A 21,292-nucleotide genomic window follows, 5' to 3' on the forward strand; every position below is an offset into this window, starting at 1 on the left:
CAGGCTGTGGCATGGCTCTCACGCTCACCCAGGTCCAGTCGCTGTTCGGCGTGCAGGCCTCGGCCGGTGCGGCGGGCAATGCGGCGAGCGCAATCCCGGCGCTGCGGCGCGCCACGACTGACGGCGCCGAGGCCAAGGGCATTGCGCGCGAACAGAAGGACCCCGTCACGCTCACGGCGCTGGCGCAGTTCCGGGTCGCGCTCGACAAGGCCGGCAGCATCGAGCAGGCGCTGCAGGACCCGCGTATCCTCAAGGTCATCATGCCCGCGCTCGGGCTGCCGGATCAGGTCGGCAATCCCGGCATGGTGCGCCGCGCGCTGCTGTCGGACCCGGCCGATACCAAGGGGCTGGCGGCGCAGCTCGGCAGCACCTGGCAGGCGGCGGCCGCGACGCTCGGGGTCTACCAGACCGGCCTCGATGTGCTGCGCGACCCCGCGATGGTGCAGCGCATGTCGGACGCCTTCCTGAAATACCAGTACCGCTCCGGGCTCGACGACCAGCAGGCCGGGCTGTCGGATGCGTTGTACTTCCTGGAATCCGCGAAGAACGCCGAGGATGTGTTCGACGTGCTGGGTGACCCGGTGCTGCGGCGCGTGGTGACCGGTGCGCTCGGCCTGCCGCAGCAAATCGCCGTGCAGTCGGTGGAAGCGCAGGGCCGGGCGGTGACGGCGCGGCTGAAGCTGGATGACCTGCAGGACGACCGCGCCGTACGCAAGCTGGCCGAGCGCTACCTGATCACCGCCGCGACGAATGCGACGTCGGCTGCGGGGCAGGCGGACCCGATGACATTGCTGACCACGCTGTCCGTCCGTGCCTGATCCGCGCAAATCCCGATCGGGTGGCCTGGTCTAGCGCGTCGGCGGGCGGCCGAGCCAACCCTCCGCATAGGTTCGCCGGACGATCACCGCACCGACCGCGGCCAGCGGCGCCGCCAGCGCCACGCCCAGCAGCCCGAAGGCACCGGCCATCAGCACCTGCGCCAGCAGCAGCGCCGCCGGCGGCAGGTCCGCCACCTGCTGCTGCACCAGGGGCGTGAGCACATTGCCCTCGATGAACTGCACGACCAGGAACAGCAGCGCCACCCACAGGGCCAGCCAGGGCGAGACGGTCGCCGCCAGCAGCATGGCCGGCACCGCCGCGATCACCGGCCCGATATTGGGAATGAAGCCGAGCAGCGCCGCGATCACCGCCAGCACGCCGGCCATGGGGACGCCCAGCAGCATCAGCCCGACCCAGGTGCACAGGCCGGTCACCAACATCGCGAAGCCCTGGCCGAGCAGCCAGCCGCGCAGCACCTGGCCGCATTCGGCGAGGGTCTCGGCGGCCTCGCGCTCGACCGCGGGGTGCAGCAGGGCGCGCAAGCCGGCGGCATAGTCATGCGGCGCGACGGCCAGGTAGACGCCGACAAGCGCGACCAGCACGGCATTGCCGATCCAGCCCAGCGTGGCGCCGGCGGCGGTCGCGGCCATGCCGGCATCCAGGTCCGGCGTATCCGCGGGCGTCAGCCGGTCGGCGACCCAACGGAGGCTGTCGCTGCCCGCCAGGCTATCGCGCAGCGCCGCGAAGCTGCGCGGCAAGGCCTCGGCCAGCGCGGCGGCCTGCTCCGCGAGCGGCGCGGCCGCGGTCAGGCCGGCCAAGCCCGCGAGTGCCAGGATGCACACCACCACGCCCAGCACGGCGACCCAGCGTGGGCAGCCGGTCAGGCGCATCAGCCAGAGCGCCGGCACGCTCAGCGCCACCGCCAACAGCAGCCCGGCGAAGCCCAGCAGCGGCACGGCCGGTGCGAAGACGAACAGCATCGCCGTCACGGCCAGCAGGACGAGGACGGATCCCTGGATGCGGTTCATGCCGGTCGTAACGACGCACCCACGGCCGGGGTTGCAGGTGCTTGACCGGGTGGCGCGCCGGCGCGTATCCGGGCTTCGGGCCACGCCCCCCCACCGGGGCGCATCTGCTTCTGGAAGGGAGCTGCATCATGGCGAACCCCGCCGTCACGCCGGACATCCGTCCGGCCACCCTGCGTCCTGCCGCCAAGCCGGCGAACCCCCGCTTTTCATCCGGTCCCTGCGCGAAGCGCCCCGGTTGGACGCTGGCCGCGCTGGAGACCGCGCTGCTCGGGCGCAGCCATCGCGCCGCCAACCCCAAGGCGCGCCTTGCCGAGGTGATCGACCGGTCGAAGGCGGTGCTCGGCATGCCGGAAGGTTGGCGGCTGGGCATCGTGCCAGCCTCGGACACCGGCGCGGTCGAGATGGCGCTGTGGTCGCTGCTCGGCCCGCGCGGGGTCGACATCCTGGCCTGGGAATCCTTCTCGAAGGACTGGGCGACGGATGTGGTGAAGCAACTGAAGCTCGCGGATGCGCGCGTGCTGGATGCGCCCTATGGGCGGCTGCCGGACTTGTCCAAGGTCGATCCTGCGCGTGACGTCGTGTTCGTGTGGAACGGCACGACCTCCGGCGTGCGGCTGCCGAATGCCGACTTCATCAGCGATGCGCGCGAGGGGCTGGCGATCTGCGACGCGACCTCGGCCGCCTTCGCGATGGAATTGCCGTGGCACAAGCTCGATGTCGTCACCTGGTCCTGGCAGAAGGTGCTGGGCGGGGAGGCGGCGCATGGGATGCTGGCGCTGTCGCCGCGCGCCGTGGCACGGCTGGAATCGCACAAGCCGGCCTGGCCGATGCCCAAGATCTTCCGCATGACCAAGGACGGGAAGCTCAACGAGGGCATCTTCAAGGGCGAGACGATCAACACGCCCTCGATGCTGTGCGTCGAGGATGCGCTCGATGGGCTGCGCTGGGCGGAATCCGTCGGCGGGTTGCGGGGCCTGGTGGCGCGGAGCGAGGCGAACCTCGCCGCCATCGCGCGGTGGGTCGCGACGAAGCCGGGCTTCGACTTCCTGGCGGAGGATGCGGCGACGCGGTCCTGCACCTCGATCTGCCTGACCATCACCGCGCCGTGGTTCACCGCGCTGGCGCCCGACGCGCAGGCGGCGGCGGCGAAGAAGCTCGCGTCGCTGCTGGAGAAGGACGGCGTGGCGCTCGATGCCGGCGCCTATCGCGATGCCCCGCCGGGCCTGCGCATCTGGGGCGGTGCGACCGTCGAGACCGCGGATATCGAAGCGCTGATCCCCTGGCTCGACTGGGCGCTCGCAACCGTGGAAGCGGGGGCCTGAGCGGTGGTGAAGGTGCTGATTTCCGACAAGCTGTCGCCCGCCGCCGTGCAGATTTTCCGCGACCGCGGGATCGAGGTGGATTTCAAGCCCGGCCTGTCGCCCGCCGACCTGCGGGGCATCATCGGCGACTATGATGGCCTCGCGGTACGCTCCGCCACCAAGGTCACGCGCGAACTCATGGAGGCCGCGCCGCGGCTGAAGGTGGTCGGGCGTGCCGGCATCGGCGTGGACAATGTCGACGTGACCAGCGCCACCGCGCGCGGCGTGGTCGTGATGAACACGCCCTTCGGCAACGCCATCACCACGGCCGAGCACGCCATCGCGATGATGTTCGCGCTGGCGCGGCAGTTGCCTGACGCGTCAGCGTCAACAAAGGCCGGCAAGTGGGAGAAGAACCGCTTCATGGGCGTCGAGCTGTTCGGCAAGACGCTCGGGCTGATCGGCTGCGGCAATATCGGATCGATCGTGGCGGACCGCGCGCTCGGGCTGAAGATGAAGGTGATCGCCTTCGATCCCTTCCTGTCGGAGAAGCGCGCGGTCGAGATCGGCGTCGAGAAGGTGGAACTGAACGACCTGATCGCGCGTGCCGATGTCATCACGCTGCACACGCCGCTGACCGAGCAGACGCGCAACGTGATCTCGCGCGACGCCATTGCGCGCATGAAGAAGGGCGCGCGGCTGATCAACTGCGCGCGCGGCGGGCTGGTGGACGAGGCGGCGCTGTACGATGCGCTGAAGTCCGGTCACCTGGCGGGTGCCGCGCTCGATGTGTTCGAAACGGAGCCCGCGACCGACAATCCGCTGTTTGGCCTCGAGAACGTGGTCTGCACGCCGCACCTGGGTGCGGCGACCGCCGAGGCGCAGGAGAACGTGGCGCTTCAGGTCGCCGACCAGATGGCGGATTTCCTGCTGTCCGGCGCGGTCTCCAACGCCATCAACATGCCCTCCGTCACGGCCGAGGAAGCACCGCGGCTGAAGCCCTACATGGAACTCGCGCGGCTGCTGGGCGGCATGGCCGGGCAGCTCACCGCCGCGCAGGATGGCGCCATCCGCGCCATCCGCGTGGAATACGAAGGCCATGCGGCGGAGCTCAACCATCGCCCGCTGACGGCGGCCGCGCTCGCCGGCGTGCTCGCGCCGCTGATGGGGGCGGTGAACATGGTCAACGCCCCGGTGCTGGCGAAGCAGCGTGACATCGAGGTGGCCGAGACGACCGTCGAGCGCAGCGGCGAATACCAGACGCTGGTGCGCCTGACGGTGGTGACTGACAGCTACGAGAAATCCATCGCCGGCACGCTTCTCGCCGAGAACAAGCCGCGCCTGGTCGAGATCAAGGGCATCGCCGTCGAGGCGGACTTCGCCCCGCACATGCTGTACGTCACCAACCAGGACCGGCCCGGCTTCATCGGGCGCTTCGGCATGGCGCTGGCCGATGCGGGCATCAACATCGCGACGTTCCACCTGGGGCGGTCGGCGCCGGGCGGGGATGCGATCTGCCTGGTCGGCCTCGATGGGCCGATGCCCGATGGCGTGCTGGCCGGCGTGCGGGGCCTGCCGCTGGTGGTGCAGGCCACGCCGCTGGCGTTCTGAACCGCTACTCGATCCGCGCGCCCGAGGCGCGGATCACCGGCGCCAGGCGCGCCTCGCTGGCCCGGCGGAACTCCGTCAGGTCCGCCGAGGTCATCGGCCAGGCCGTCGCCCCGTTCTCCGCCAGGCGCGCGATGAAATCGGGGCTAGCCAATGCTGTGCGTGTCAGCGCCGACAGGCGTTCCACGATCGGCGCCGCGAGCCCCGCCGGTCCCATCACGCTGCCCCACGACGTGATGTCGAAGCCCGGCAGGAATTCCGCCATCGCCGGGATCTCGGGCGCATAGGGGCTGCGTTCGCGGCTGGTCACCGCCAGCGCGCGCGCCAGGCCGGTGCGCGCGGACGCCAGGCTCTGCGGAATATTGTCGAAGATCATGTGGACGCGCCCCGCCTGCACATCCAGCTGCGCCGCCGCGCCCCCGCGATAGGGCACGTGGACCATGTCGAGGCCGGCGGCCTGCTTGAACATCTCGCCGGCCAGATGGACCGTGGTGCCCGAACCGGGGCTGGCGAAAGTGTATTGGCCCGGGTTGCGGCGGATCAGCGCGATCAGCTCCGGCACCGTCTGCGCCGGCACGTCCTTGTTCACGATCAGCAGGTTCGGCAACTGCCACAGCCCCGCGATGTAGGTGAAGTCGCGCTCCACGTCGAAGGGAAGGCTTGCCCGCATGGTCGGCGAGATGGCCAGCGAGGAAATCGACCCCAGCCCGATCACCGTGCCATCCGCCGGCGACCGCGCGATCGCCGTCGTGCCGATGGTGCCGCCGGCGCCGGCGCGGTTCTCCACCACGAAGGACTGGCCGGTCAGATCCGCGAGCTTGCTGCAATACAGCCGCACCAGCGTGTCCACCCCGCCGCCCGGCGCGAAGGGCGTGATGAAGCGCACCGGATTGGCCGGCCAGGGCGTCTGCGCCATGGACATGGATGGAATGGCCGCGCCGGCCAGCAGGCTGCGCCGTTGGATGAACATCGCTTCCTCCATGATGCGGCCGGGCTTGTGCCGGCCTTGCACGGCCGAGCCTACCGCAGCACGGCAGGCCCGGAATAGACGCTGCCCGCGGCGCGTGTGAGGTAGGGCGCGACCGATTCGACATCCGACAGCCGCGGCAGGTCGGTCAGCCGCGCCAGCGTCGCGTCCGGCCCCAGGGTGAAGATCGGGTTGGACAGCGCGGCGCGGATCGCCGCCTGGTCGTTGCGCACCAGCGGTTCCACCGCCGCCCCCAGCGCGGCCGCGACGGTCTGCGGCAGCACGTCGATCGGCACGCCGATCGCGGCGCGGGCCTGGCGGATGCCGGCGACCAGCAGCGGCGCGAAGCGTTCGGGGAAGGCGAGGCCATTGGCCGGGTCGCGCAGCCCGGCGACGGAGGCCTCGAACTGCGCCAGCGCCGCGGCGGCTTCCGCGGGCCGGCCGCGATAGCGCGACATGTCGCCCAGGTTGCGCCAAGCGTATTCCAGGTTCAGCCGCGCATTGCCCGGCTGGAACCCGGCGCCGCCGAAGCTGAAATCCGGCGGCTGCGGCGGTGCGCAGCCTGCTGCCAGGCCAAACAGCCCCGCCAAAAGGATCGACCGTCGTGCCGCCATGGTCCCTGCCCCTCGTCGCTTTGGTCCCGGCGACGCATCCTGGCCCGGCGGAGGGTTGGCGGAAAAGGGGCGTCCGTCGTCGATTGTAATCCGATCCCGGAACGGCCCCGCGTCAGAACATCGCCGCGAAGGCACAGACGATCAGCGCCCACAGCGGTATCGACAGCAGCAGGCCGTTGACCAGGCCTCGCGCCATCGCGGTGTCGTCGTGGCGCGATGCCGCCGCCGCGGCGGGCGCCACCGAAAGTTGTGTGATGGGGGTGGCGTCGGCCATGGCCGCCTCGCTTCGGTTTCCGCCCGCAAGCTGCGGGAATTCCGTTGATGGAACGTGAAGATCGCCACGATCATCCTGCACCCGCGCCTGGGCCGCGGCGCGGCTGGCCCGTGGCGCCGGCGCGCCTGCCCGCCCGGGGGTTGCCCCATTCCGGCGCCCCTGTCACAGACTGCCCCCGCGATGACCGACGACCTGCCCAACCCCGCCCTGCTGCCGGCGGGCCTGGCCGACCTGCTGCCGCCCGAGGCCGAGCGCGAGGCCGCGTTGGTCGAGGCGATGATGGCCATCTTCGCCGGCCACGGCTACGAACGCGTCAAGCCGCCCTTGCTGGAATTCGAGGACAGTCTGCTCGCGGGTTCGGGTGCGGCGGTGGCCGAACAGACCTTCCGCCTGATGGACCCTGTCAGCCAGCGCATGATGGGCCTGCGCGCCGATACCACGCCGCAGGTGGCGCGCATTGCGGCCACGCGGCTCGCCACGCAGGCCCGCCCACTGCGGCTGTGCTACGCCGGCCAGGCCCTGCGCGTGCGCGGGTCGCAGTTGGCACCCGCGCGGCAGGTGCCGCAGGCGGGGGTCGAGCTGATCGGCGGCGCCGCGCCGGCGGCCGATGCGGAGGTCGCGACCGTGGCGGTCGAGGCACTGGCGTCGGTCGGCGTCCGTGCCGTCAGCCTCGATGTCACCCTGCCCACCATGGTGCCGGCGCTGCTCGAGGCCGCGGCGCCGCCCGATGCGGCGCGCGCCCGCCTGGCCCGCGCGCTCGACCGCAAGGACAGCGCGGCCGTCAGCGCGCTGGTGAAGGACCTGGGCGGCGTGCTGTCGGTGCTGCCCGCGCTGATGGCCGCGGCGGGGCCAGCCGATGGCGCGCTCGCTGCGCTTGAAGCCGCCGCGCTGCCGCCGCCCGCGCGCGCCATCGCCGAGAATGCGGCCGCCGTTCTGGTCGCGATCCGCGCGCGGGCGCCGGGGCTGCGCATCACGCTCGACCCGGTCGAGTTCCGCGGTTTCCGCTACCACACCGGCGTGGCCTTCACGCTGTACGGGCCGGGCATGTCCGGGGAACTCGCGCGCGGCGGGCGCTACGTCTCGCAGAACGACGAACCGGCCACGGGCATGACGGTCTATCCCGATGCGGTGCTGCGCGCCGCACCGCCGGTGCCGGCGCGCGCGCGCGTGTTCGTCCCGCTCGGCGGCGATGGTACGGGGCTGCGCGCGCAGGGCTTCGCCACTGTCGCGGCACTGGCACCCGAGGACACGGCTGCGCGGCTGCGCTGCACCCATGAACTGAAGGACGGCCGGGCCGTTCCTGTCGTTGTGAAGGACTGAAGCACCATGGCCAATGTCGCCGTGATCGGCGCCCAGTGGGGCGACGAGGGCAAGGGCAAGGTCGTCGACTGGCTGGCCTCGCGCGCCGAGATCGTGGTGCGCTTCCAGGGCGGCCACAATGCCGGCCATACGCTGGTGGTGGGCGACCAGACCTACAAGCTGTCGCTGCTGCCCTCGGGCGTGGTGCGCGGCAAGCTCGGCATCATCGGCAATGGCGTGGTGCTCGACCCGGACGCGCTGCTGAGCGAGATCGACCGCGTGACGAAGCAGGGGTTGAAGGTGACGCCCGACAACCTGCGCATCGCGGAGAACGTGCCCCTCATCCTCCCGCTGCACCCGGCCCTGGACAAGGCGCGCGAGGCGGCGCGGGGCGAGGACAAGATCGGCACCACCGGCCGCGGCATCGGCCCGGCCTACGAGGACAAGGTCGGCCGCCGCTCGATCCGCCTGTGCGACCTGGCCGAGCCCGAGACCCTGTCCGCCAAGCTGGACGAGCTGCTGCTGCACCACAACGCGCTGTTCCGCGGCCTGGGCGCGCCGGAATTCGGCAAGCAGGACCTGCTCGACGCGCTGCTGGCCCTCGCGCCGAAACTGCTGCCCTTCGCGGAGCCGGTCTGGGAACGCCTGGACGAGGCACGCCGCACCGGCAAGCGCGTGCTGTTCGAAGGCGCGCAGGCGGTGATGCTGGACGTCGACCACGGCACCTACCCCTACGTGACCTCGTCCAACACGGTCGCGGGCAATGCAGCGGCGGGGTCGGGCTGCGGGCCGGATGCGATCGGCTTCGTGCTCGGCATCGCCAAGGCCTACGCCACGCGCGTGGGGTCGGGGCCTTTCCCGTCGGAATTGTTCGACGAGACCGGGCGGCTGCTGGGCGAGCGCGGCCACGAATTCGGCACCGTGACCGGCCGCCCGCGCCGCTGCGGCTGGTTCGATGCCTGCATGGTGCGCCAGGCCGTGAAGGTGGGCGGCGTGCAGGGGCTGGTGCTGACCAAGCTCGACGTGCTCGACGGCCTGCCCGAACTGAAGATCTGCACCGGCTATCGCATCAACGGCGAGGTCGTGAAGCGCCTGCCGGCCGCCATGCGCAGCCAGGCCGCGGCCGAGCCGATCTTCGAGACGATGGCGGGCTGGTCGGGATCGACCCGCGGCGCGCGGTCCTATGCCGAACTGCCGGCGGAAGCGGTGAAGTACGTGCGGCGGATCGAGGAACTGGTGGAGGCGCCGATCGTGCTGCTGTCCACCAGCCCGGAGCGGGATGACACGATCATGATGCGGGATCCGTTTGCGGGGTAAGCGCGCCCGGGGGCGCTGCCCCCGGTCCCCCACCGGGGTGACAGTGTCACCCCGGACCCCGCCGTGAGTTGACCCGGGGGGCGAGGGCGGCGAGGAACGCGCCATGGCTGCACCTCCTCTGCTCATTCTCCAGGATATTCGCCACGGCTTCGGCAGCCACCGACTGCTGGAAGGCGCGACGCTCTCCGTCTCGCCGGGCGAACGCCTGGCGCTCGTCGGGCGCAACGGGTCGGGCAAGTCCACGCTGCTGAAGGTCGCGGCCGGCCTCATCGAAGCGGAGGGCGGCACCCGCTTCGTCCAGCCGGGAGCGACGATGCGCTACCTGGAGCAGGAACCGGATCTCTCGGCCTTCGCCAACGTGATGGCCTATGTCGAAGCCGGTCTCGGCCCTTCCGACGATTCGTACCGCGCGCGCTACCTGCTGGGCGAACTCGGCATGACCGGCGAGGAAACGCCCGCCGCACTGTCGGGCGGGGAGACCCGCCGCGCGGCCCTCGCGCGCGCACTGGCGCCCACGCCCGACATCCTGCTGCTGGACGAACCCACCAACCACCTCGACTTGCCGGCGATCGAATGGCTGGAAGGCGAACTCGCGTCGCTCAACTGCGCACTGGTGCTGATCAGCCACGACCGGCGTTTCCTCGAACGCCTGTCGCGCGCGATGGTCTGGCTGGACCGCGGCACTACGCGCCGCATCGAACAGGGCTTTTCCAACTTCGAAGCCTGGCGCGACCAGGTGCTGGAGGAGGAGGAACGCGACGCCCACAAGCTCGCCCGCCAGATCGTGCGGGAGGAACACTGGCTGCGCTACGGCGTCACCGCCCGGCGCAAGCGCAATGTCCGGCGGCTGGAGAACCTCCACACGCTGCGTGCGAAGCACCGCGAGCGCGTGGGCGCGCAGGGCCGCGTGGCGATGTCCGCGAGCGAGGCCGCCGGATCGGGCAACCTGGTCGTCGCCGCCGACGCCATCGGCAAGTCGTACGGCGATCGCGTCATCGTCCGCGACGTCACCACCCGCATCATGCGCGGCGACCGTGTCGGCATCGTCGGCCCCAATGGCGCGGGCAAGACCACGCTGCTGAACATGCTGACCGGTGTGTTGCCGCCCGACACCGGCGAGGTCCGCCTGGGCACCGCGATCGAAATGGTGGGCCTCGATCAGAAACGCGCCAGCCTCGACCCGTCCATCACGCTCTCGGCCGCGCTCACCGAGGGCCGCGGCGACCAGGTGCATGTCAACGGCCAGCCGCGCCACGTGATCGGCTACATGAAGGACTTCCTGTTCACCGCCGACCAGGCGCGCACGCCGCTCTCCGCCCTTTCGGGCGGCGAGCGCGGGCGGCTGATGCTGGCCCGCGCCTTCGCCCGGCCGTCGAACCTGCTGGTGCTGGACGAACCGACCAACGACCTCGATCTCGAGACGCTGGACCTGCTGCAGGAACTGGTGGCGGAGTATTCCGGCACGGTGCTGCTGGTCAGCCACGACCGCGACTTCCTGGACCGCACCGTCACCAGCGTCATCGCCTGGGAGGGGGACGGGCGCTGGCAGCACTATGCCGGCGGCTATTCCGACATGGTGGCGCAGCGTGGCCATGGCGTGCGCGCCCGGACGGGCGAGGCGAAGGCGGCGACTGCCCCGAAGGCCGACCCCGCCCCGCGCGCCGCGTCGCCAGCCAAGCGCCGCGGCCTCAACGCCAAGGACCAGCACGAGCTCAAGACGCTGCCGGCGCGTATGGAGGCGCTGGGCAAGGAGATCGCGGCGCTGGAACGCAAGGTTGCGGACCCGGCCTTCTACACGCGTGACGCTGCGGGCTTTGCTGCCGCGACGCAGGCGCTGGCCACCGCGCAGGCTGCGCTGGCGGCGGCGGAGGAGCGTTGGCTCGAGCTCGAGATGCTCCGCGAGGCGGCGGAGTAGGCCTCTGCCGCCGTCGCGTCGGCATGACTGGCGGGATGTTCCGCGCGGCCAAGCGCGATGCCCTGGTCGCCGTTGCGCCACGGCCCTGTGCCGCGCGCCGCGCCCCGACGTCACGCCGGTCGATGAGGCGTCCGGCCTGCTCGGCCCCGCAAGGCGCGCGGATAGCTGCGGGCAGGCTGCGCGTTCAGGTCGCCTCGGCCAGCAGCGCGTTCAGGTCCAGCCGGCGCGTGACCATCGCGAGCCGCCCGTCGCCGTCGCGCGGCCATTCGGCCTCAGGCCGGTCGCGATACAGCTCCACGCCGTTGCCATCCGGGTCGCGCAGGTACAGCGCCTCGGACACGCCGTGGTCGGAGGCGCCTTCGAGCGGCCAGCCGGCATCCAGCAGGCGTTTCAGCGCCACCGCCAGCGCCGCGCGGTCGGGGTAGACCAGCGCCACGTGAAACAGCCCGGTGGTGCCCGGCGGCGGCCAGGCGCCGTCGCGGCTCTCCCAGGTGTTGAGCGCGATGTGGTGGTGGTAGCCCCCGGCCGAGAGGAACACCGCCTGATCGCCCAGGCGCTGCTGTTCTTCTAGCCCGATGACGTCGCGCCAGAACCCCAGCGCGCGCGCCAGGTTGGCGACCTTCAGATGGACATGGCCGATGCGCGCGCCGGGATGGATGGCGGCGCCGGCCGGGGAGGGCTGGGGCAGGGTGTCGGGCATGGCGTGTTCCTTCTGCCCGCCTATGTCGGCCGGCTTGCGCGGCGGTGCCAATGGGAAGTGCGGATCGGCTTCATGCGCGCCGGCGATGATGGCGGCGCGGCGCCGGTGTGACCTTGCCGGTGTCCCGCCCGTGGCCCCCTTGCCGGCCCTGCGGTACAGGCGCCAAAGGACGGGCATGACCGAAACCGCGACGGATGTGCTGGTGCTGGGCTCGGGCTCGGCGGGGCTGGTGGCCGCACTGACCGCGGCCGCGCAGGGGCTGCGCGTGACGGTGCTGGAGAAGACCGGGCGCATCGGCGGCACCACCGCCATGTCCGGCGCGGGCACCTGGATCCCGGCCAATCACCACGCCGCCGCCGCCGGCATCCCGGACAGCGAGGCCGAGGCGCTCGCGTATATCCGGGCCGCCGCACCCGAGGGCTGGGCGGCGGAGGAGGACACGCTGTGGCAGGCCTTCGTGCAGGCCGCCCCCGAGATGCTGCGCTTCGTCGAGGGAGCCACGCCGCTGCGCTTCGCGCTCACGCCCGAACCCGACCCGCTGCGCGGCCTGCCCGGCCACAAGGCGGGCGGGCGGATGCTCAGCCCGCTGCCGCTCAGCCGCTGGCGGGCCGGGCGCTTCGCGTGGCGGATCCGCACATCCACCATCCCCGAACTGTTCACCTATCACGAGGCGGTCGAGACGGACCTGTATCACCACCCCTATCGCACGGCGGCGTCGCTCTGGCCGCGGCTGCTCTGGCGCATCCTCACCAATACGCGGGGGAAGGGGACGGCGCTGGTGGTTGGGCTGCTGCGCGGCTGCCTCGACCGCGGCGTGCAGGTGCTGCTGGACGCGCGGGCGGTGGCGCTGACGCAGGATGCCGATGGCGCGGTGGTCGGCGCCGAGGTCGAACGCGGCGGCGCTCGCGAGACCTGGTCGGCCCGCGCCGGCGTCGTGATCGCCACAGGCGGCTTCGAATGGGACGAATCGCTGCGGGCCGAGCACTTTCCGGGGCCGGTCGATTGGCTCGGCAGCCCGTCGGGCAATGCCGGGGACGGTCAGCGCATGGCCGCGGCCGCGGGCGCGGCGCTGGAGCGGATGGACCAGGCCACGCTGACCCCGTCGGTGCCGACGCGCTACGAGGGCCGGTTGATGGCGCGGCCCGTGCCCTTCCACACCGAACCCAATGCGTTGCTGGTGAACCGCCACGGGCAGCGCTTCGTGAACGAACTCACCTTCAACATCGGCGAGGCGATCGACGCACGCGACCCCGGCACCGGCCAACCGCTGCACCTGCCGGCCTGGGTGATCAGCGATGCGGCCATGCTGGATCGCCTGCCGCCGGTCCGCTGGGCGGCGCGTGCGGCCCCCGGCTGGCTCCGCCAGGCCCCCGATATCGCGACCCTGGCCCGGCTGATCGAGGTGCCGGAGGCGGTGCTGGTGGCAAGTGTGGCGCGCTTCAACGCCGCCGCCGAGGCCGGCGCGGACACCGATTTCGGCCGCCCGGCCCGGCCCGACCCGGCGGCGGCCGGCGACAAGCGGCGCCGTGCCGGCATCGCGGCCCTGGTCCGCCCGCCCTTCCTGGCGCTGCCCTTCAACCGGGCGATACTGGCGACCAAGGGCGGGGCGCGCACAAACGAAAATGGCGAGGTGCTGCGGCCGGATGGCAGCGTGATCGCGGGGTTGTTCGCCGCGGGGGTGGCGATGGCGAATCCGATCGGCACGCGCGGCGTGGGGACTGGCACCACGATCGGGCCGAACATGGCCTGGGGGTACATCGTCGGGCGGCGGCTGGCGCGGCGCAATCGCGGCTGAAGCGCCGCAGAGGCGGCAATCATTCTTGCGGAGCGTGCCGGGGCGCCGGATGATGACACAATCGCGAGGGAGGGAACCCCGATGTCCGACTCCGTGTCCCGCCGGTCTGTCCTCGTCGCAGTACCGCTGCTCGGCGGCGCGTTCGTGCAGGGCTGCGCCGCCCCGCCCGCGCCGCCGCCGACACCGGTGGTGGAGCGCATCGCGGCCTACGGCACCGTCCGCGCCGTGACGCCGAGCACCCGCCAGGTCGCGGTCACGACCACCAGCGGAGCATTGTTCGACCTGACCGCCGGCCCGGAGTTCCGCGATCTGCCGCGGCTGCGGGCGGGCACGCAGGTAGTGGTGGCCTATGGCGAAGACGGCACGGTGCGGATCGTGACCTTGCCGCTGCCAGCCGGCGTCGGCGGGCGCCCTTGGTTGCGCGGGACCATTGTCGCGGTCGAGCCCGGCGGCGCGCTGCTGCGCGTCACTGGCCTGCCGGAGGGCAACGGCGTGCTGTCGATCCCGCAAGCGGCCATGCGCGCCTTCGCGACGCGGCTCGGTCCGGGCGACGAGGTCGGGGTGGTTCTCGCCGCCACCTGAGGCGGGCGATCTGTCGCACCGGCTCGACCGTCTCCTGCGCTCGGTTGCCGGCGCCGCCATCCGACGGCATGGCGCGCAGGATTGCCGGCGGCCCCTGGCTGACGATCCTGCCGCGCAACCTGCTGCGCCACTCGTCCAGCGCTAAGTTCCAGCGTTTGGTCGACACTCTCGTCGAGGACTCGGCCGGGGCGATCGCGGCGCTGGCGCTCAGTCGTCGCTGCCTGCGCGGGCCGGTGCGCGCCTGCCTTGATGCGTTGCGGCAGGCGGCGCCCGGGATGCCCGGCGTCGCCCCGATCGGCTGATCGGTCGCGCGGGTATCGGCGGCCGCATGCGGTCCGCTGGCCGCCTATTCGGCCCGGATGCCGAGCCGCCGCACCTCCGGCTCCCAGAGGTCGATCTCCTCCCGCACGAATTGCGCGAAGCGGGCGGGCGTGTAGCCGCGCATCGCCGGGGTGCCCATCTCATCGAACCGCCCGCTGATGGCCGGGTCGGACAACGCCTGTTCGGTCGCCGCCGCCATGCGGTCGACGATCGGCTGCGGCGTGCCGGCGGGGGCGAAGAAGCCGTACCAGGAATAGGCCTTGTAGCCCGGGATGCCAGCCTCGGCCGCGGTCGGCACGTCGGGCAGCAGGGATGATCTCTGGTCGGTCGCGACGAAGATGACCCGCGCCGTGCCGCCCTCTTGGAAGCCTTTCAGGATCGAGGGGATGTCCGAGCAGAACTGGATTTCTCCGGCCGCGAGCGCGGCGAAGACCTGGCCGCCGCCGCGATAGGGCACGTGCACCGCCTCGGTCCCGGTCCGGATGCAGAAGGAGGCCGAAGCGATGTGCCCCGAACTGCCGATTCCCGACGACCCGTATTGGTAGCGGCCCGGCGCCGCCTTCAGCGCCGCGATGAAGTCCTGCGCCGTGCGCGGGGCGAAGTTGCGGGTGGTGATGGCCATGGCGATCGGCACGAAGACCGTGGGCGCGATTGCCACCAGGTCGCGCCGCGCGTCGAAGGGCACCGGGGCCGGCAGGCCGCGCGCCAGGCCAATGGGCGAGAGGGTGGAGAGCACGAAGACATCCCCGGTGGGCGGCAGCTTGGCCACGTAGTCGGTGCCGACCACCCCGCCGGCGCCGGGGCGATTCTCCAGCACCACCGGCTGGCCCAGGATCTCGGCGAGTTTCGGCGCCAGCAACCGGGTGGTGATGTCGGTGCCCCCGCCGGTGCCGAAGGGGATGACGATGCGGATTGGCCGGGTCGGCCATGACCCCTGCGCGAGGGCGGGGGTCGCGAGGAGCGGGGCGGCGAGCAGCGCGCGGCGGCGGAAGCGGGTCATCACGATCCTTTGCGGGGCGGGGTCACGGGGCAGCCTGCCCTGCCCGCAGCCTGTGGAAAAGTCTGGACTTGCGGGCGGGGCGGCGCTGCGCGCTAATGAACGAAACGGGAACATGTTTCCGCCTGTGACAGCGGCGATGGGTTTGGCAAGGGGTCTCTTTGCCACCCGATGTGGTGGTTGTCGGACTGTGGCAAGACTACATCTTGTGTTCCCCGGCGAAGCGACGGCACGATGAGGGGTAGGGGATGACTGACTCAGGGGGTGTATCCGTGTTCGACGCAGCGCAGCTTGGCGATACAGTTCGCAATACCGCCCAGGCGGATCCGCAGCCGGCCATGTTCGACGCGGCCGTACAGCTGGAAGGGCATGGGCAGGTCCGCATCGACCGGTCGCGCGACGCATTGCTGACCGATTTCGGCAAGGCGACGCTCGACGACCGGTATCTGCTGCCGGGCGAATCCTACCAGGATTTGTTCGCGCGTGTCGCGAGCGCCTATGGCGACGACGCCGCGCATGCGCAGCGCATCTACGACTACATCTCCCGCCTGTGGTTCATGCCCGCCACGCCCGTGCTGTCGAACGGCGGCACCACGCGCGGCCTGCCGATCTCCTGCTTCCTGAACGAGGCATCCGACAGCCTCGATGGCATCGTCGGGCTGTGGAACGAGAATGTCTGGCTGGCGGCCAAGGGCGGTGGCATCGGCTCCTACTGGGGCAACCTGCGCGGCATCGGCGAGAAGGTCGGGCGCAACGGCAAGACCTCGGGCGTCATCCCCTTCATCCGGGTGATGGACAGCCTGACGCTCGCGATCAGCCAGGGCTCGCTGCGGCGCGGTTCGGCGGCCTGCTACCTGCCGGTGAACCACCCGGAGATCGAGGAATTCCTCGAAATGCGCCGTCCGACCGGCGGCGACCCGAACCGCAAGGCGCTGAACCTGCACCACGGCGTGCTGCTGTCGGACGCCTTCATGCGCGCGGTCGAGGCCGACGAGGATTGGGCGCTGGTCTCGCCCAAGGACGGGGCGCTGATGCGCAAGGTCTCGGCGCGCTCGCTGTGGATCCGCATCCTGACCGCGCGCATCGAGACGGGCGAGCCCTACATCATCTATTCCGACCACGTGAACCGCGCGCGGCCGGAGCACCACAAGCTCGCGGGGCTCGAGGTCAAGACCTCGAACCTGTGCTCCGAGATCACGCTGCCCACGGGGCTCGACCAGCATGGCGAACAGCGCACCGCGGTGTGCTGCCTGTCGTCCTTGAACTGCGAGACATGGTTCGAGTGGAAGGACGACAAGCGCTTCATCCCGGACGTGATGCGCTTCCTCGACAACGTGCTGCAGTCCTTCATCGACACCGCGCCCGATTCGATGGCGCGGGCGAAGTATTCCGCGATGCGCGAGCGGTCGGTCGGGCTCGGCGTGATGGGCTTCCACTCCTTCCTGCAGATGATGAACGTGCCCTTCGAGTCCGTGGTGGCGAAGGTGTGGAACAAGAAGATGTTCAAGCATGTGCGGGAACAGGCGGACCTCGCCTCGCGCATGCTGGCGGAAGAACGCGGGCCCTGCCCGGACGCCGCCGAATACGGCTTCATGGAGCGGTTCTCGAACAAGATCGCGATCGCGCCGACGGCGTCCATCAGCATCATCTGCGGCGGTGCGAGCCCGGGGATCGAACCCATCGCGGCGAATGTCTACAACCACAAGACGCTGTCGGGGTCGTTCATCGTCCGCAACCCGTATCTGCAGAAGCTGCTGGCCAAGCACGGGCGCGACGACGACGAGACCTGGACGACCATCACCGTCACCAAGGGTTCGGTCCAGCACCTCGACTTCCTGACCGAGCAGGAGAAGGCGGTATTCAAGACCGCCTTCGAACTGGACCAGCGCTGGGTGATCGAGCACGCCGCCGACCGCACCCCGTATATCTGCCAGTCGCAGTCGGTGAACCTGTTCCTGCCGGCCAACGTGCACAAGCGTGACCTGCACCAGATCCACCTGTCCGCTTGGAAGAAGGGCGTGAAGTCGCTGTATTACTGCCGGTCGCTGTCGATCCAGCGCGCTGACACCATCAGCGAGAAGGTGGTCGGCCAGGGCGACATCATGGCGGCACATGTGCCGACCGGGGGCGAGGCCTCGCTGCCGATGGCGGCTTCGGCCGCGTCGGGTGCAGCGGGCAATTCCAACAACTACGAGGAATGCCTCGCCTGCCAGTGAGAGCGTGACGCGTGGGCGGCGGCGACCGCCGCACACGCCCTGGGGTAGTGCGTGACCACGCACCGCGCAACGCCGTGTCGCAGGGCAGCGATCCAAAGGTCACGCCTGCTGCCGCTGCGTGCCCGAGCGCTGGTTCGGCAAAGCCGTTGAACGCTGCGATGCCGCGGGTCGGCCCTCGGCTGCGCCGGGGCCGTGCTCCGCCCTGCGCATGCGGTGATCCTGCTGGCTTGCGCTCCCGCCTGATTGGGGCGCGCATAGGCCCATCGACGCCCGCGGCGATCTCCCGCTAGCCTTCCGTCCGAACGGGCCACAAGGGCCCGCCATCGGGAGAAGCGTCCATGATCACACGGCGGAGCCTTGCGCTCGCGACGGCCGGTCTGCCAGCTGCAGGCGGCGCCCGCGCCCAGGGGCAGTGGCCCGAGAGGCCCGTCCGACTCATCATCGGCTTCCCCGCGGGCGGGCCGACCGACCTTGGCGGACGCCTGCTGCAGGACCCGCTCGGTCGACTTTGGGGCCAGCCCCTGGTGATCGAGAATCGCGCCGGCGCCAGCCAGGTGATCGCCTCCGAGGCCGTCGCGCGGTCGGCGCCGGATGGCTACACGCTGTTCCTCGCCGCCAGCACTCACACCAGCAACGCGGCGGTCTATACGCGGCTGCCGTACGATACGCTCAACGACTTCACGCCCATCGTGAATCTCTACGCCTCGCCGACTGTGCTCTTTGTCGGGCGGAATTCGCCGATCCGCACGGCGCAGGACCTGGTGGCCGCCGCCAAGCGCGACCCGGGCATGACCTTCGCGACCTCCGGCAACGGCACCTCCGGCCACTTCGCGACCGAAATCTTCCGCCGCAAGGTCGGGATCGAGGTGACGGTGGTGGCCTTCCGCGGGGCCGCGCCGGCGCTGCAGGAGGTGATCGCGGGCCGCGTCGCCGCGACCTTCAGCACCCTGTCGGGCGCGATCGGCCTGGCGCGCGAGGGCGCGCTGCGCCCGCTCGCGATCGGCGGGCCGCAGCGGGTCGAGGTGCTGCCGGATCTCCAGACGCTCGACGAACTCGGCATGGGCATCCCGGATACCAGCCCCTGGTATGGCTTCATTGCGCCGCGGGGATTGCCGCGGCCGATCGTGGATCGCGTATCGACCGATGTGATCGGGCTGCTGCGCGACCCGGCGATCGCGCGGCGAATCGTCGATGTGGGCGGCATAGTGCTGGCGGAGGGGCCGGAGGTCTTCGACCGGCGAATCCGCAGCGAACTGGCGGAGAACGCGGTGATCGCGCGCGAGGCGGGGATCCGGGTGGAGTAGGGCGGCGCGCCGGAGAGGGGCTTTGCCCCCCTCCGGACCTCCCCCCACCAAGGGCTTAAGGCCCTTGGATCCCGTGATTTTAATCGGGGGATTTGGGGAGGGGCATCATCGGAAGCACCGACGGGACGGGCGCACCATGCCCCTCCCCAAATCCCCCGATCAGGTACTGGTGTCCAGAGGCCTTTAGGCCTTTGGTGGGTGGGGTTCGGGGAGGGCAAAGCCCTCCCCGGCGCCCCCTTGCGCCTCCCAGCCTCACCACAACATCTTGCGTCTGCCCATTGCTGCGACCACCAGTCGTGGTAAAAGCGGCGTCACGAGCACCTGCGGGGATTGACCTATGGCCGATGGCATTGCGACCGACGAACTGCCGATCCGCTTCGACCTTCTGACCTCGAATCCGGTCTACAAGCCCTTCCGCTACCCCTGGGCCTATGACGCCTGGCTGACCCAACAGCGCATCCATTGGCTGCCCGAGGAAGTCCCCCTCGCCGACGACGTCAAGGACTGGCAGAAGAACCTCACGGAATCCGAGCGGAACCTGCTGACACAGATCTTCCGCTTCTTCACCCAGGCGGATGTCGAGGTGAACAACTGCTACATGAAGCAGTATTCCCAGGTGTTCAAGCCAACCGAAGTGCTGATGATGATGTCGGCCTTCTCGAACACCGAGACCATCCACATCGCGGCCTACAGCCACCTCCTTGACACCATCGGTATGCCGGAAATCGAGTACACGGCATTCCTGAAGTATAAGGAGATGAAGGACAAATACGACTACATGCAGACCTTCTCGGTCGAATCCAAGACCGAGATCGCCAAGACCCTCGCCGCCTTCGGCGCGTTCACGGAAGGCCTGCAGCTGTTCGCGTCCTTCGCGATCCTCATGAACTTCCCGCGCTTCAACAAGATGAAGGGCATGGGGCAGATCGTGTCCTGGTCGGTGCGCGACGAGACGCTGCACTGCCTGTCCGTGATCCGCCTGTTCCGCACCTTCGTGCAGGAAAACCCGGAGATCTGGACGGCCGAACTGAAGCGCGACCTGTACCTGATCTGCGCCACCATCGTGGAGCACGAGGACGCCTTCATCGACCTGGCCTTCGAACTGGGCGGCGTGCAGGGCCTCGATGCCAAGCAGACCAAGGAATACATCCGCTTCATCGCCGACCGGCGGCTGCAGCAGCTCGGCCTGGAGCCGCTCTACAACATCGAGAAGAACCCGCTGCCCTGGCTCGATGAAATGCTGAACGCGGTCGAGCACACCAACTTCTTCGAGAACCGCGCGACCGAATACTCCAAGGCCAGCACCGGCGGGACCTGGGAGGAAGCCTTCGCGGACAGCGTCTTCTCCTCGCCCCAGCCCGAGGGCGCGATCGAGGGCGTGCGGCACTGAAGCGCGCACCGGAGGGGCGCCGCCCCTCCGGACCACCCCGCCAAAGGCCGGAAGGCCTTTGGAAACCCTGACTTGGCGCCAGGGAGCGCGGTGCGCACTTGTCGCCGCGGCAGGCTGCGGCCTATCTGCGCCGCATGATCCGCACCGTTCGCATCGCCTCCGTCCTGCTCGTGCTGCTGCTCGGCGGCGTCTGGGCCGTCGCCTGGTTCGGCCGCGCGCCGGGTGAATCCGTGGCCGACGCTTTCCTGCGCCGCATCGCCGCGCTGACCGGCAGCGACATGCCCGCACCGTCGACCGGCGGCATCCAACTCGCGCAGGGGGTGGCCCTCGGCGGGCCCTTCACGCTGGTGGACCAGACGGGCCGCGCCGTGACGGAACGCGACTTCTCCGGCCGGCCGATGCTGGTGTATTTCGGCTTCACCTATTGCCCGGATGTCTGCCCGACCGAACTGGGCACCATCGCCGCTGCGCTGGATGCCATGGGGCCGCTCGGCGAGCGCGTGACACCGGTCTTCATCACCATCGACCCCGAGCGCGACACGCCCGCCGCGATGGCCGACTATGTCTCGCGTTTCCACCCCCGCATGGTCGGGCTGACCGGGTCGGCCGAGCAGATCGCCCAGGCCGCACGCGCGTATCGCGTGTATTACGCGAAGGTGAGGCCGCGTGATTCGACGGACTACCTCATGGACCACTCGTCCTTCATCTATTTCGTAGGCCCTGATGGTCGCGTGCGGAGCCTGTTTCGTCCCGAAACGACACCCGAGGCGATCGCTGCTGCGATCACTTCGCAACTTCGCGCTTTATGAGACACGGGGTTCCGCAACCCGGGGGGCGGCGGTAAG

At 70.5% G+C, this 21,292-nt stretch carries 19 protein-coding genes; 13 read left to right on the forward strand and 6 right to left on the reverse strand.

Annotated elements, in window-relative coordinates:
• Nucleotides 1-11 precede the first annotated feature (11 nt).
• Complete coding sequence (locus MWM08_RS07145) at nt 12-818, forward strand: DUF1217 domain-containing protein (protein ID WP_244458772.1); 807 nt, start codon at nt 12-14, stop codon at nt 816-818.
• Between the two features lie 30 nt (nt 819-848).
• Here the strand turns inward: MWM08_RS07145 and MWM08_RS07150 are convergent, their stop codons facing one another.
• The gene (locus MWM08_RS07150; RefSeq protein ID WP_244458773.1) at nt 849-1,847 is read right to left on the reverse strand and encodes an AI-2E family transporter; all 999 of its coding nucleotides are present in this window, start codon (nt 1,845-1,847) and stop codon (nt 849-851) included.
• Nucleotides 1,848-1,975: 128 nt separating this feature from the next.
• On the opposite strand from MWM08_RS07150, the gene MWM08_RS07155 reads away from it, so the two are divergent.
• The gene (locus MWM08_RS07155; RefSeq protein ID WP_244458774.1) at nt 1,976-3,169 is read left to right on the forward strand and encodes a phosphoserine transaminase; all 1,194 of its coding nucleotides are present in this window, start codon (nt 1,976-1,978) and stop codon (nt 3,167-3,169) included.
• A gap of 6 nt (nt 3,170-3,175) precedes the next feature.
• On the forward strand, nt 3,176-4,759 hold the full coding sequence (serA, locus tag MWM08_RS07160) for a phosphoglycerate dehydrogenase (RefSeq protein ID WP_423816017.1): 1,584 nt from the start codon (nt 3,176-3,178) through the stop codon (nt 4,757-4,759).
• 4 nt (nt 4,760-4,763) lie between these two features.
• Here serA and MWM08_RS07165 read toward each other — a convergent pair whose 3' ends face one another.
• The 3 genes from MWM08_RS07165 to MWM08_RS07175 form a co-directional block, all read right to left on the reverse strand.
• The gene (locus MWM08_RS07165) at nt 4,764-5,768 is read right to left on the reverse strand and encodes a Bug family tripartite tricarboxylate transporter substrate binding protein (RefSeq protein WP_244458776.1); all 1,005 of its coding nucleotides are present in this window, start codon (nt 5,766-5,768) and stop codon (nt 4,764-4,766) included.
• Nucleotides 5,769-5,776: 8 nt separating this feature from the next.
• Entirely contained in the window at nt 5,777-6,337 is a 561-nt protein-coding gene (locus tag MWM08_RS07170; protein WP_244458777.1) for a hypothetical protein, read from the reverse strand.
• 112 nt (nt 6,338-6,449) lie between these two features.
• Complete coding sequence (locus tag MWM08_RS07175) at nt 6,450-6,611, reverse strand: hypothetical protein (RefSeq protein ID WP_244458778.1); 162 nt, start codon at nt 6,609-6,611, stop codon at nt 6,450-6,452.
• Between the two features lie 180 nt (nt 6,612-6,791).
• Between MWM08_RS07175 and MWM08_RS07180 the strand changes: the two genes are divergently transcribed.
• The 3 genes from MWM08_RS07180 (at nt 6,792) to MWM08_RS07190 (ending at nt 11,142) form a co-directional block, all read left to right on the forward strand.
• Nucleotides 6,792-7,931, forward strand: a complete 1,140-nt coding sequence (locus MWM08_RS07180) for an ATP phosphoribosyltransferase regulatory subunit (RefSeq protein ID WP_244458779.1) — start codon at nt 6,792-6,794, stop codon at nt 7,929-7,931.
• Between the two features lie 6 nt (nt 7,932-7,937).
• Complete coding sequence (locus MWM08_RS07185; RefSeq protein ID WP_244458780.1) at nt 7,938-9,227, forward strand: adenylosuccinate synthase; 1,290 nt, start codon at nt 7,938-7,940, stop codon at nt 9,225-9,227.
• A gap of 103 nt (nt 9,228-9,330) precedes the next feature.
• A complete protein-coding gene (locus MWM08_RS07190) occupies nt 9,331-11,142 on the forward strand; it encodes an ABC-F family ATP-binding cassette domain-containing protein (RefSeq protein WP_244458781.1) in 1,812 nt (603 codons plus the stop codon).
• 184 nt (nt 11,143-11,326) lie between these two features.
• Here MWM08_RS07190 and MWM08_RS07195 read toward each other — a convergent pair whose 3' ends face one another.
• On the reverse strand, nt 11,327-11,842 hold the full coding sequence (locus MWM08_RS07195; protein WP_244458782.1) for a VOC family protein: 516 nt from the start codon (nt 11,840-11,842) through the stop codon (nt 11,327-11,329).
• A gap of 175 nt (nt 11,843-12,017) precedes the next feature.
• On the opposite strand from MWM08_RS07195, the gene MWM08_RS07200 reads away from it, so the two are divergent.
• The 3 genes from MWM08_RS07200 (at nt 12,018) to MWM08_RS07210 (ending at nt 14,521) form a co-directional block, all read left to right on the forward strand.
• Entirely contained in the window at nt 12,018-13,637 is a 1,620-nt protein-coding gene (locus tag MWM08_RS07200; RefSeq protein ID WP_244458783.1) for an FAD-dependent oxidoreductase, read from the forward strand.
• Between the two features lie 81 nt (nt 13,638-13,718).
• The gene (locus MWM08_RS07205; RefSeq protein WP_244458784.1) at nt 13,719-14,219 is read left to right on the forward strand and encodes a hypothetical protein; all 501 of its coding nucleotides are present in this window, start codon (nt 13,719-13,721) and stop codon (nt 14,217-14,219) included.
• A 68-nt stretch (nt 14,220-14,287) separates the two neighbouring features.
• Nucleotides 14,288-14,521, forward strand: a complete 234-nt coding sequence (locus MWM08_RS07210; protein ID WP_244458785.1) for a hypothetical protein — start codon at nt 14,288-14,290, stop codon at nt 14,519-14,521.
• Between the two features lie 44 nt (nt 14,522-14,565).
• On the opposite strand, the gene MWM08_RS07215 is transcribed toward MWM08_RS07210, so the two are convergent.
• Entirely contained in the window at nt 14,566-15,540 is a 975-nt protein-coding gene (locus MWM08_RS07215) for a Bug family tripartite tricarboxylate transporter substrate binding protein (RefSeq protein WP_244458786.1), read from the reverse strand.
• A 335-nt stretch (nt 15,541-15,875) separates the two neighbouring features.
• On the opposite strand from MWM08_RS07215, the gene MWM08_RS07220 reads away from it, so the two are divergent.
• From MWM08_RS07220 to MWM08_RS07235, 4 genes are all read left to right on the forward strand, one after another.
• A complete protein-coding gene (locus tag MWM08_RS07220) occupies nt 15,876-17,753 on the forward strand; it encodes a ribonucleoside-diphosphate reductase subunit alpha (RefSeq protein ID WP_244459918.1) in 1,878 nt (625 codons plus the stop codon).
• Nucleotides 17,754-18,091: 338 nt separating this feature from the next.
• The gene (locus tag MWM08_RS07225) at nt 18,092-19,057 is read left to right on the forward strand and encodes a Bug family tripartite tricarboxylate transporter substrate binding protein (protein WP_244458787.1); all 966 of its coding nucleotides are present in this window, start codon (nt 18,092-18,094) and stop codon (nt 19,055-19,057) included.
• Nucleotides 19,058-19,394: 337 nt separating this feature from the next.
• The gene (locus tag MWM08_RS07230) at nt 19,395-20,447 is read left to right on the forward strand and encodes a ribonucleotide-diphosphate reductase subunit beta (protein WP_230168769.1); all 1,053 of its coding nucleotides are present in this window, start codon (nt 19,395-19,397) and stop codon (nt 20,445-20,447) included.
• 134 nt (nt 20,448-20,581) lie between these two features.
• The gene (locus MWM08_RS07235) at nt 20,582-21,256 is read left to right on the forward strand and encodes an SCO family protein (RefSeq protein ID WP_244458788.1); all 675 of its coding nucleotides are present in this window, start codon (nt 20,582-20,584) and stop codon (nt 21,254-21,256) included.
• Nucleotides 21,257-21,292: the final 36 nt, after the last annotated feature.

The sequence above is a fragment of the Roseomonas fluvialis genome (genome assembly GCF_022846615.1).
GTDB classification, from domain to species: domain Bacteria; phylum Pseudomonadota; class Alphaproteobacteria; order Acetobacterales; family Acetobacteraceae; genus Neoroseomonas; species Neoroseomonas fluvialis.